The organism is Caulobacter sp. GW821-FHT11E10, assembly GCF_058808375.1.
The window spans coordinates 48,618-60,748 of sequence record NZ_JBXARP010000010.1 but is presented as its reverse complement, the minus strand read 5'-3'; the positions used below and the strand labels follow the sequence as shown (position 1 = coordinate 60,748).

General features: G+C 67.1%; 8 protein-coding genes. 2 read left to right on the top strand and 6 right to left on the bottom strand.

All coding sequences use genetic code 11. From position 1 onward, the window contains the following. Positions 1–105: 105 nt before the first annotated feature. A complete protein-coding gene (clpB, locus tag AC1RRV_RS20420) occupies positions 106–2,685 on the top strand; it encodes an ATP-dependent chaperone ClpB (protein ID WP_492861488.1) in 2,580 nt (859 codons plus the stop codon). A gap of 205 nt (positions 2,686–2,890) precedes the next feature. After that, positions 2,891–3,964: a lipase family protein gene (locus AC1RRV_RS20415; RefSeq protein ID WP_492861487.1), complete on the top strand. Its 1,074-nt coding sequence runs from the start codon at positions 2,891–2,893 to the stop codon at positions 3,962–3,964. A 237-nt stretch (positions 3,965–4,201) separates the two neighbouring features. Here the strand turns inward: AC1RRV_RS20415 and AC1RRV_RS20410 are convergent, their stop codons facing one another. The 6 genes from AC1RRV_RS20410 to AC1RRV_RS20385 form a co-directional block, all read right to left on the bottom strand. Beyond that, on the bottom strand, positions 4,202–4,621 hold the full coding sequence (locus AC1RRV_RS20410) for a GFA family protein (protein WP_492861486.1): 420 nt from the start codon (positions 4,619–4,621) through the stop codon (positions 4,202–4,204). Between the two features lie 74 nt (positions 4,622–4,695). Beyond that, the gene (locus AC1RRV_RS20405) at positions 4,696–5,181 is read right to left on the bottom strand and encodes an SRPBCC family protein (RefSeq protein WP_492861485.1); all 486 of its coding nucleotides are present in this window, start codon (positions 5,179–5,181) and stop codon (positions 4,696–4,698) included. Then, the gene (locus AC1RRV_RS20400) at positions 5,178–5,507 is read right to left on the bottom strand and encodes an ArsR/SmtB family transcription factor (RefSeq protein ID WP_492861484.1); all 330 of its coding nucleotides are present in this window, start codon (positions 5,505–5,507) and stop codon (positions 5,178–5,180) included. Before AC1RRV_RS20400 ends, AC1RRV_RS20405 begins: the two co-directional genes overlap by 4 nt. A 112-nt stretch (positions 5,508–5,619) precedes the next feature. After that, the gene (locus AC1RRV_RS20395; protein ID WP_492861483.1) at positions 5,620–7,836 is read right to left on the bottom strand and encodes a hypothetical protein; all 2,217 of its coding nucleotides are present in this window, start codon (positions 7,834–7,836) and stop codon (positions 5,620–5,622) included. Between the two features lie 71 nt (positions 7,837–7,907). Next, complete coding sequence (locus tag AC1RRV_RS20390) at positions 7,908–10,145, bottom strand: hypothetical protein (RefSeq protein WP_492861482.1); 2,238 nt, start codon at positions 10,143–10,145, stop codon at positions 7,908–7,910. A gap of 183 nt (positions 10,146–10,328) precedes the next feature. After that, entirely contained in the window at positions 10,329–11,978 is a 1,650-nt protein-coding gene (locus tag AC1RRV_RS20385; RefSeq protein WP_492861481.1) for a sensor histidine kinase, read from the bottom strand. Between the last annotated feature and the right edge of the window lie 153 nt (positions 11,979–12,131).

Here is a 12,131-nt window from a genome sequence, read left to right as displayed (position 1 = left end):
AACTTGTGTGACTAACGCGCCACACCTACATGCCCCAACGGGACCGGTCGTGCTCATCGGAGGCGGCCGACCCAGATCCGCCTAGGAAGGGGACAGTTTAGACCTATGAATATCGATCTCTATTCGGACCGCGCCAAGCAGGCGGTCCAGTCGGCCCAGAGCCTGGCGCTCGCGCGGGGCCACCAACAGTTCGCCCCCGAACACATCCTGAAGGTCCTGCTCGAGGAGAAGGACGGCCTTGGCCGCGCCCTGATCCAGAGCGCCGGCGGCCGCGCCGACACCCTGGAGGGCGGCGTCGAGACCCTGTTGGCCAAGACCCCGCGCGTCGAGGGTGCCGGCGGCCAGCTCTACATGAAACCCGACACGGCCCGCGTGTTCGCCGAGGCCGAGAAGTCCGCCAAGGCGGCGGGCGACGCCTTCGTCACGACCGAGCGCCTGCTGATCGCCATCGCCAAGGAAGGTGCGGAAGCGGCCAAGCTGTTCAAGGAGGCCGGGGTCACCCCCAAAGCCCTGGAGACGGCCGCCGAGGCCATCCGCAAAGGCCGCACCGCCGATAGCGCCAACGCCGAGGAAGGCTATGAGGCGCTCAAGCGCTATGCCCGCGACCTGACCCAGGCGGCCCGCGACGGCAAGCTGGATCCGGTGATCGGCCGCGACGAGGAAATCCGCCGCACGATCCAGGTCCTGTCGCGCCGCACCAAGAATAACCCCGTGCTGATCGGCGAGCCCGGCGTCGGCAAGACCGCCATCGTCGAGGGCCTGGCCCTGCGCATCGTCAACGGCGACGTGCCCGAGAGCCTGAAGGACAAGAAGCTGCTGTCACTGGACATGGGCAGCCTGATCGCCGGCGCGAAATATCGCGGCGAGTTCGAGGAGCGTCTGAAGGCCGTGCTCGGCGAGGTGACCGCCGCCGAAGGCTCGATCATCCTGTTTATCGACGAGATGCACACCTTGGTCGGCGCCGGTAAGGCCGACGGGGCGATGGACGCCTCCAACCTGCTCAAGCCCGCCCTGGCGCGCGGTGAACTGCACTGCGTCGGCGCCACCACGCTGGACGAGTACCGCAAGCACGTCGAGAAGGACGCGGCCCTGGCCCGTCGCTTCCAGCCGGTGTTCGTCGGCGAGCCCACGGTCGAGGACACCGTCTCGATCCTGCGCGGCCTGAAGGAGAAGTACGAGGTCCACCACGGGGTGCGCATCTCGGACTCGGCCCTGGTCGCGGCCGCCACCCTCAGCAACCGCTACATCGCCGACCGTTTCCTGCCGGACAAGGCGATCGACCTGATGGACGAGGCCTCCAGCCGCGTGCGCATGGCGATCGACTCCAAGCCTGAAGAGCTGGACGAGATCGACCGCCGTCTGGTGCAGCTGAAGATCGAGCGCGAGGCTCTCTCGAAGGAGACCGACGCGGCCTCCAGGCAGCGCCTGGAAAACCTCGAGACGGAAATCGACGATCTGCAGTTCCGCAGCGACGAGATGACCGCTCGCTGGAAGGCCGAAAAGGAGAAGGTCGGCGGCGCGGCTCAGGCCCGTGAAGCCCTCGACCGCCTGCGCGCCGATCTCGCCAACGCCCAGCGCGCCGGTGACTTCGCTCGCGCCGGCCAGATCCAGTATGGCGAGATCCCGGCCCTGGAGCGCCGCCTTGAGGAAGCCAAGGAAGGCGAAAGCGACGCCCTGACGCCGGAAGTCGTCGACGCCGAGCAGATCGCCGCCGTGGTCAGCCGCTGGACCGGGGTGCCGGTCGAGAAGATGCTGGAAGGCGAGCGCGAGAAGCTGCTCAAGATGGAAGACCAGCTGCGCGGTCGCGTGGTCGGCCAGGACGAGGCGCTGGAAGCCGTGTCCGACGCCGTTCGCCGGGCCCGCGCGGGCCTGCACGATCCGTCCAAGCCGATCGGCTCGTTCCTGTTCCTGGGCCCGACGGGCGTGGGCAAGACCGAGCTGACCAAGAGCCTGGCCGAGTTCCTTTTCGCCGACGAGCACGCCATCACCCGGATGGACATGTCCGAGTACATGGAGAAGCACTCGGTCAGCCGCCTGATCGGCGCGCCTCCCGGCTATGTCGGCTACGACGAGGGCGGGGCGCTGACGGAAGCCGTGCGTCGTCGGCCCTATCAGGTCGTGCTGTTCGACGAGATCGAGAAGGCCCACCCCGACGTCTTCAATGTGCTGCTGCAGGTGTTGGACGACGGTCGTCTGACCGACGGCCAGGGCCGCACGGTCGATTTCCGCAACACGCTGATCATCATGACCAGCAATCTCGGCGCCGAATTCCTGGCCAACCAGGAAGAAGGTGAAGACGTGGAAGCCGTCCGGCCGATGGTGATGAACATGGTGCGCGGCCACTTCCGCCCCGAGTTCCTCAACCGGATCGACGAGATCATCCTGTTCAAGCGTCTGTCGCGCGCGCACATGGGCGACATCGTTCGCATCCAGCTGCAGCGTGTCGAAAAGCTGCTGACCGACCGTCGCATGACGCTGTCGATCGACGCCGAGGCCCTGCACTGGCTCGCCGACAAGGGCTACGATCCGGTCTACGGCGCGCGCCCCTTGAAGCGCGTGATCCAGAAGGAGCTGATCGACCCGATCGCCCGCAAGCTGCTGGCCGGCGAGATCGAGGACGGCGGCGTCATCGCCGTCGGCGTCGAGGACGGTCAGCTGTCGTTCGGCAAGGCGACGCTGCAGTAACAGCGCTCGCGTGAAGACCGGAATCGCCGCGATGGGCCCGACTGCCTGTCGCGGCGATTTTCGTTTGCTCGCGCGTCATCCGGGGCCCCGACAACGCGCCAGAACCCAGGCTGAGAAGGACCCGGATTTGACTCGGTAGGCAGTGGTGCTAGCGTGAAAAACAACCATGAGATGTTTCGCGCGTTCGCGGAGTCGGGGGGCTGAAATGAGCGTTCATGCCACGGTGCCGGCGCTGGAAGCCGAGTTCGAAAGCGTCAAGGCGCGGGCCCGCGAACTGGCGCAGTTGCTCAGTCCGATCACGCCGGAGATGGTCGCGGCCGCGCCGACCTGGCGGGCCGCCTATTCCGACCGAACCTGCGCGCTGATGGCGTCGCTGTGCGGCATCGCCTACGACAATTTCGAGGACCAGACCGGCGCGGGGCGAGCCTTGATGGACGCCCGCCTGCACAGCGGCGCCTTCACCCTGATCAACGTCTACGACACGCCGATCGGCACCCAGGCCTACCTAGCCTCCAGCGACCAGATGACGGTGTTGGCCTTTCGCGGGACCCAGGACGGCAAGGACTGGGCGGTCAATCTCGGCTCCAAGCTCACGCCCCTGCACCAGGCGGCGGGCTCGGTCTGTGTCCACAAGGGCTTCCTGGAGGCCTTCCAGAAGGTGGAGGCGGAGATCCGGGCGGATCTCGACACCAAGGTTCCTCAGAACAAGGGCCTCTACATCACGGGTCACTCGCTGGGCGGGGCCTTGGCCCAGATCGCCTCGGCCGCCTTCGAGCGGGACATCCTGGCGGCCTGCTACACCTTCGGCTCGCCGCGCGTGGGCCAGAAGCGGTTCGATATCGAAGTGAAATGCCCGCACTATCGCCTGGTCAACGCTCGCGACATCGTGCCGTCGGTGCCGCCGCCCTGGCTGGGCTTCGCGCATGGCGGCGACGTGCGCGTATTGGGCCGCAAGGGCGGCAGCCCGAAGCGCCACGAGCGCATGCCGGCCTTGTTGGTCTTCCGGTTCCTGGTGTTCGGGCTGTGGTGGGCCTTGACCCGCAAGTTCCCGCTGATCGACGACCACATGATCGGCCGTTATCGCGAGAAACTGATCAAGGCCGCGAACCTGCGCGCGCCCGGCTGGAAGGCTGGCGGTCTGCCGCCCGAGCCCCCGACCACGCCGCTGTCGCCGCCGGCCGCCGAGCCGCCGTGCGAGCCCGTGGTTCCAGCGGCGGCCGCGCCGAAGACCGCCGCCAAGCCCAAGGCGCGCAAGGCGCCGGCCAAGCGGAAGACCTAGGCTCGCCGCCCTAGGGCGGATCGACATTCGCGCCAGAAATAAAGCTCCCGTCTTCCTGGGCCTTGTGCCCAGGACCCATCGTTCAGGTTCAGCTGCTTTTGGGCCGAGCTTACGGTCCTTCAGTCGCGCCGGTCCGGAACGTTCCGAATTGGCCGCAAGCATGGGTCCTGGGCACAAGGCCCAGGAAGGCTGTGGATTAGGCGTTTGGGCTGCTCGTAGGCTGAATGTCGATCTGGCCTAGCCCGGCATCCTCTCGAACCGCCGCGCGCCGGCGGCCACCGCGTCCCAGGGCTGGCCGCTGGCGGTGAACATCGTCATGGCAGGCTGGTAGCGCTCCGGCTCGTCCAGGCCGCCGGCGTGGACGATGAAGAGCTCCGGCATGGCCGGAAAGGTCAGGTGCGTCGGCGTCCCGCAGGTCGGGCAGAAGGCGTGACCCTTCACCGTGCCCAGGTCGCCGGTGATCTCCCACGTCGACGCCTGGCCCGACACCGTCACCGCCGCGTCCTTGAAGGTCAGGTACGAGCCGTGGCCGGTGCCGCTGCGCTGTTGGCAATGGCGGCACTGGCAGTCGCTCATGGCGATCGGCTCGCCGACGACGGTGTAGCGCACCGCGCCGCAGGCGCAGCCGCCGGTGAAGGGCTTGTTCGTCGAGGTCATGGGGCAAAGGTCTCGCGTGGACCGGCGCGCGGCGCCGGCCTGGCTTCAGGTCGATTGTCGGAAAGGCGTGGCGGCTAGTGCTGGGTCTCGCTGCCCAACACGCCGTCGAGGCGCTGGACGACGGTCTTCCAGCCGTCGCTCATGTTGCGGTAGGCGCTGTCGTTGCGCGGCAGGACGAATCCGGAGTGGACCAGCCTTAGCCGCGTGCCGGCCTCGGTGGGGGCCAGGGTCCAAGTGACCACCGTCTCCAGCCGCGAGCCGTAGCCGATATTGGCCGGATGGCCACCGGTCCAGGCATAGGCGAAACGCTGGTTCTCGATCACCTCCAGGACCTGGCAGCGAATGAGCCCGTCCCACTCGCCGGCCGGTGTGGTCTTGAAGGTGAAGCGGTGACCCTCGACCGGGGCGAAGTCGGTCGGCGGCATCAGCCAGCGAGCGATCAGGTCGCCGGTGGTCAGGGCCTTCCAGACCACCGAGGGCGCGTGCGGGAAGACCTCGTCGAGCACGATGTCGTGGGTGTCTTCACCTTGGCTCATTGGCGCGGTGGCGGCGGTGCTCATTGGTCGATGTCCTTGAGGAGGTTGCGCAGGGTGTCGAGGCGGTCGCGCCAGAAGACGCCGTAGAAGCTCATCCAGTCGAAAAGCGGCGCCAGGCCCTCGGGCTGGGCGCGGTAGTAGACCTTGCGGCCCTCGGGCCGTTCGGCGACCAGGCCGGCGGTCTTCAGGGACTTCAGGTGTTGCGAAACCGCGCCCTGGCTGACGCCGCTGCCCTGGGTCAGCTCGGCGACGGTGATCTCGGGGACGCGCGTGATGCGCTCGTAGACGGCTCGCCGCGTCGGGTCGGCGAGGGCGCGCATGACGCTGTCGATGGGGGCGGTGTCGATCATGTGAATCAATTAGCAATGGCTAATGCATTAGTCAACACTAATTGGTGTGGGCAAAAGAAAGGGCGCTCCACATGGGAAGCGCCCGATCACGGCTCGCCTGGGAGAGCGAGGTCTACCCGTAGTGGATATCGTAGCTGCCCGCGCCGGTCCCGACGGAGAGGCCCGTGACGCCGACCAATCTGATCAGGCCGTCGCCCGCGGTCGCGCCATCGCTCATGTTCACCCCGGCCAGGCCGTCCTGGCTGTAGACATAGGTGTCGCCGTTCCAGGTGAAGATCGCCGTGGTGTTGGCGGCCACATGGGCCGAGACGTCGATCACCGCCGCCTGCAGCGAAGCCTTGCCGTCGGCGTACTGCTGAACATTGGCGGTCAGCGTGTGGATCATGGCGTCCAGCACCAGGTGGTCGACGCCCTTCTGGAAGTTGATGATCTCGGGTGGCGAGCCCAGGGTGGTACCGTCCTTGATATGCAGGTTCGACAGGGTGGCGGTCGAGAACTGCGGCCCGGTGGTCGGGTTCTCCAGATATTTGCCCGCCAGGATCAGATTGTCGGTCCCGGCGCCCAGATAGATCTTGGTCGGACTCAGGGTCAGCCAGCCTTGCGACGTGGCGGGGGTGAAGTTCAGCTTCACCGTGTTGGTCCCGTCGCCCAGGCGCAGGGTGTGTTGATCGACGCTGGAGTCCACTTGGTAGGCGATGGTCAGGTCGCCGGCCTGGGTGGCGTCGATGTTGGTGAACACCGCCAGCTGGGCCGTCAGCTTGCCAGGACCGATGATGGTCAGGTTCGGCAGGGCGCCCTTGTAGTTGGGGCCGAGCGCCGAGGAGGTGGTCCAGCCGTAGATCAGGCCGGCCGTGCTGTCGGTGTCGACATGCAGGACCAGGCTGCCGTTCGGATCAAAGGGACCGTCGGAGGGCGAGTGGTTGTACATGGCGATCGCGCCGCCAAACGAGGTGTCGGTCGTGGGGCCGCCCTGGAAGTTCTGCAGGTGGACGTCCAGCTTGCGGCCGTCCGCCCGCGCCGTGGTGTAGATGTCGACCGCGTTGGACGTGTCCTTCAGCACCACCACCTCGCTGCCGCGGGCGGAGAGGCTGACCGTGCCAGCATAGTCGGACGCCTTGACGACGTCGTAGATCACCGCCGCGCCGGCGATGATTGGATTGCCGTTGGCATGCACATAGACCGTCTGGAAGCCGCTGATCGTGCCCTCGTACGTACCGCCCGGCATGACGTGCAGTACGTTGTTCGTGCCGGCGGCCGTCAGGCTGGTCCCGGCGGCTAGGCCGTCCTTCAGGGTGACGGTGTTGGCGCCGCCGCCCAAGGTAACGGAGCCGTACTGGGCGGGGACGCCCAGGCTGGCGGTCGTGGCGCTCAGGCGGCCCAGGGTGAGGGTATTGGCGCCGTCGCCCTCGACGATCTTGCCGTAGATCGCGCCGGTCAGGTTGATCGTGTCGTTCCCCGCGCCGCCGTCGATGATCTGGCCGGCGGCGAGGCCGGCGGTTCCGGTGATGGTGTCGTTGCCGGCGGTCGACCTCAGCGCGGCGTTGGTCGCGACAGGCGACACCGACTGGTCGGCGGACACCGTGATGGTCGCGCCCGGCGAGCCGGCCGAGGGCGTCCCGTAGGCGTCGAGTAGGTCGCTGCGGAAATGGGCCACGCCGTCGTCGCCCAGGTCGAGGAGGAAGGCGTCGTTGGCCTTGGCGTAGGGGCCAAGATCCTCCTTGGCGGCGACCGATAGCAGCCAGCCGACGATCGCGGCCTTGGTGCCCTGGCCTTCGAGGCCGTCACGGCTGAAGGCGGCGAAATAGGCTTGGCGCGTGAAAGTCCCGCCCTGGCCGTCCGGCACCATGTCGCCCAGCAGGCCGTCGACCTTGGTGTCGCTGGGCACGGTCCCGAAGATCTCGGTATAGGCCTTGATCAGCGCCTGGCGGGTGGTCAGGGACCCGTAGTTGGCGGCGAACCAGGTCGCGCCTTCGCCGGCCTTGCCCAGGTTCATGGCGAAGTTGATGAAGCGGTTCTCGACGTTGAACGCCTGGTAGTAGCTGGAATTGAGGTTGGTCGGGTTCGAGCCGCCGGCCGAGATCAGGTAGTCGAAGCCGCCCGCGTACGGCGTCCCGTTGGTGAAGAAGCTGTAGGCCAGGCTGGCCACCGAGGTGGTGGGGGTCGCCAGTTTGCGGATCTCGGTCTCCGCCGCCGCCAGGCTCAGCGATCCGCCGTCGACCTGGACGGAGAGGTTGGCCAGCAGACTCTGATGCGCCGTCGGGATGTGGGCGAAGTCAGACCGCAGGACGTTGCCGTAATAGGTCTTCAGAACCAGCAGGGTCGAGGCCATGGGGTTACTCGCTACTCTCTACTCGCGTCGACGGATCGGCGGCCGCGATGAAGCGGCCGCCGTCGTCTGCTTTAGGCGTAGTGAACGTCGAAGCTGCCGGCGCCGGTTCCGACCGTGAGGCCGGTGACGCCCACGAGCTTGATCAGACCGTCACCGACGTTGGCGTTCATATTGACGCCGACGATGCTGTCCTGGCTGTAGATGTAGGTGTCGCCGTTCCAGCTGAAGACGGCCGAGGTGTTGGCCGCCACATTGGCCGAGACCGCGACGAGGGCGTCCTGCAGCGAGGCCTTGCCGTCGGCGTAGGACTGCACGTTCCCCGTGACCGCGTGGATGACCGAATCCAGCACCAGGTGGTCGACGCCCTTCTGGAAGCCGATGATCTCGGGCGGGGCGCTGAGCGTCGCGCCGTCCTTGATGTGCAGGTTCGACAGCGTCGACGTTTCGGCGTTGCTCCCGAGCAGGCCCTTGGACAGGGTGATCGTGTCCACACCGGCGCCCAGATACACCTTGGCGGCGGTCGGGGTGTAGTTGCCCACGCCGGGCGTCAGGAAGACCAGCTTCAGGTCGTTGGTCCCGTCACCCAGGCGCACGGTCTGGGCGGTCGAGCCGACGATGATGCGATAGGTCAGGTCCAGATCGCCGGCCTGGGTCGCGTCCACATTGGTGAAGTTGTTGTAGATCTGCGCGGTCAGCTTGCCCGTGCCCACGATCGTCAGGTTGGGCAGGGTATCGCGGAAGGTGGGGGCGGCCACACCGGTGGACCAGCCGTAGATCAGGCCGGCCGTGCTGTTGGAATCGACGTGCAGCACCAGGGTGCCATTCCTGTTCACCGACCCGCTGGTGGCGTTGATCCCGAGGCCGATCGAACCGCCGTCCACGGAGAACCCGCCCCCCATGGTGGGGGTGGCGACGGTCGTGACCGCGCCCTTGAAGTTCTGCAGGTGCACGTCGACCTTGGCTTCGCCACTGGCCAGGGCCGGTGTGTGGACGATGACGGCGTTGGGCGTGTTCCGCAGGACGATGACTTCGTTGTTCTGAACGCCGAAGTTGACCGTATTCGTATCGGCGGCGTTGTCGACGACGCTGTAGAGCACCGCCGCGCCGGTCACGGCCGCGGTCCGCGACGAGTGGTAGTACACCTCCTGGAAGCCGCTGATCGTGCCCTCGTAGAAGGTCACGTCGGTCGCGCCAGTCCGGTCAATGTGCAGCACGTTGTTGGTGCCGGCCGCCGTCAGGCTCGTGCCCTGGGCCATGCTGCCCTTGAGGTAGACGGTGTTGTTGTTCGCGCCCAGCGTAACGGCGCCGTACTGGGTGGGCACGCCCAAGGTCGGGGTCGTGGACAGCAGGTGGCCGAGGGTCAGGGTGTCGCCGCCGTCGGTGGTGGTGATCTTCCCGAAGGTGCCGAGCGCGACATTGACCGTGTCGCGGCCCGCGCCCGCGTCGATGACCTGGCTGGCGACCAGGTCGCCCGTCACGGTGATGGTGTCGTTGTTGGCGGTCGACCTGAGAGCCGGGTCCGTGGCGGTCGGCGAGACCGAGGCGCCATTGGCGGCCGTGATGGTCGCGCCCGTCACGCCCGCCGGCGGCGGCGGGCCGTAGGCGACGTCCAGGTCGCTGCGGAAGTGGGCCACGCCGTCGTCGCCCAGGTCGGCCAGGAAGGCGTCATTGGCCGTGGCGTAGGGGCCGATGTCTTCCTTGGCGGCGACCGACAGCAGCCAGCCGACGATCGCGGCCTTGGTGCCCTGGCCTTCGAGGCCGTCACGGCTGAAGGCGGCGAAGTAGGCTTGGCGCGTGAAAGTCCCGCCCTGGCCGTCCGGCACCATGTCGCCCAGCAGGCCGTCGACCTTGGTGTCGCTAGGCACGGTCCCGAAGATCTCGGTATAGGCCTTGATCAGCGCCTGGCGGGTGGTCAGGGACCCGTAGTTGGCGGCGAACCAGGTCGCGCCTTCACCAGCCTTGCCCAGGTTCATGGCGAAGTTGATGAAGCGGTTCTCGACGTTGAACGTCGTGTAGTAGCTCGAATTCAGATTGGTCGGGTTCGGCCCGGTCGGCGAGATCAGATAGTCGAAGCCGCCGTTCGACGGGATGCCCGGGGTGAAGAAGCTGTAGGACAGGCTGGCCACCGAGGTGCTCGCGATCGCCAGCTTGGCGATCTGAGCCTGGGCGGCCGCTGTGGTCAGGGCGCCGCCATCGACCTGGGTCGACAGATTGGCCAGCAGCGTCTGATGCGCCGTCGGGATGTGGGCGAAATCCGCCCGCATGATGTTGCTGTAGTAGGTCTTAAGGGCCTGAAGGGTTGTGGCCATGATACGCGTGCTCCCAAATCCCTCGCCTCGCGGCGAAACTACCCCCCGGTGAAACCCCTATATAGAGTTTGCTAAACACCCTCAAGCTGAGCCTTTGCAATCTCCGCGTCCGAAGGTTTAGGGCGGGGCAAAAAGGTCGCCAGGGTAGCTTTCGCGCCGAGAGGGAGCGGAGGGGAGGCGGTGCTAGACGCTCAGCCTGCGGGGGCGCGGCAGGGCGCGCAGTTCGGGCGGCGCCGCCAGTGGGGCCGCGATCGGAAGCGTGGCTTCCACCGTGAAGCGGCTACCCTGGCCCGGGGTGCTTTCCGCGTCGATGCGGCCGTCCATCAGGTCGACGATCTGGCGGCTGATGCTGAGGCCCAGGCCCGTGCCTTCGTTGCGGCCCAGGGCGTCGCCGGCCTGCTCGAACGGGCGGAAGATGGCTTCGATCCGGTCGGGCGCGACGCCGACGCCAGTGTCTTCGACGACGAACAGTAGCCGCGCCGTTTCGTTATCCGACTCGACTCGCGAGACGCGCAGAGTGACCTCGCCCGTCTCGGTGAACTTGATGGCGTTGCCCAGCAGGTTGATCAGCACCTGGCGCAGGCGCTTCTGGTCGGCGATGACCGCGCGCGGGATCGTGGGGCCGACGTCGACCGTGAAGGCCAGGCCCTTCTCGTGCGCGGCCAGGCGGAACATCTCGCCGACGCTGGCGACGCAGTCGTTCAGGTCGAACGGCGCGGGCAGCAACTCGAACTTGCCCGCCTCGATCTTGGCCACGTCCAGGATGTCGCTGATCATCGCCAGAAGGTGTTCGCCGCTGGCCTGGACGGTCTTCACCGCCTCGCGCTGCCGGGGATCGAGCTCGGTGCCGGCCAGCCAGTAGGCATAGCCGATGACGGCGTTGAGCGGCGTGCGCAGCTCGTGGCTCATATTGCCCAGGAACCGCGACTTGGCGCTGCTGGCCGCTTCGGCCTCGGCGTGGGCGCTGGCCAGCAGCAGGGCCTCATGGGCGTGGCGTCGCTGGCGGATCTCGTACTGGCCGCGCATCCGCAGGAAGCGGTAGACCAGGAAGGCAGCGCTCAGCACCAGCCACAGGCCAAGGATGATCAGGTAGAACTGCTCGGTCGACAGGTAGTCGCCGCGGAAGGTCAGGGCGTCGACGGTAACCGACAGCCGGTCGCCGGCCTTGGCGCCGCTGGTGGTGATGGCCACCGCGTTGGCGCGGCTGAAGTCCGGTTGAGCTTCCTCGGCGGTGAGGCCGTGGTTGACCACCCACCACTCCTCGGCCACCAGCTGGCTCATCGGCAGGCGGATCTCGTTGACGCCTTGCCGAACGGGAAAGTCCGCGGCCAGGGGCAACTCGCCTTGGGCCTTTTCCCAGATGGCCGCGACGGGCGCGGTCTTGACCAGCAGCCTCAGATGATCGGCGCGGCCGTGATAGGTGAAGCGCAGGGTCACCGTGTCGAGATGGGAGAAGTCCTGCCCCACGGTCTTGGACCCGGTGATCAGCCGCAGGCCGTAGCCGCAATAGGGATAGGCGACGCCATCCTTGATCTCGCACGACCAGGCTAGCGGCTTCTGGGGATCGACCGTTCCGGTCGAGCGGCCGCCGTCCTCCGCGTCGGTAAAGACGTAGCCCTGGAACCGGCCGGAGTCCGGCGACAGCACCAGGCTCTGGCTGGTGATGGCGGTCTTGCCCAGCACGGCCGCGAAGGTGATGGCGACCAGCAGGAACAGGAGGGCTTCGAGCTTCAGCTCGGCATAGTCCAGCCAGGGCCGGTGACGACGCCCGGCGGCGGAGCGCGCGACGGCGAGCTCCGCCTTGGAGGCGTGGTGTTCCGGATCCTTCGGCAATGCGTATCCTCGGCCTCCTCCCGCGCCGCTGCCGGCTCGGGAGTTCAGAATAGTCCGTGACAGGATAGAGCCTCAGCGTTTCAGCATGGTTAGGACGAGCCGGGGTGCGACATTCTGACCTAAGGATCCGGCTGGCCCAAGGATCCAGTGCGG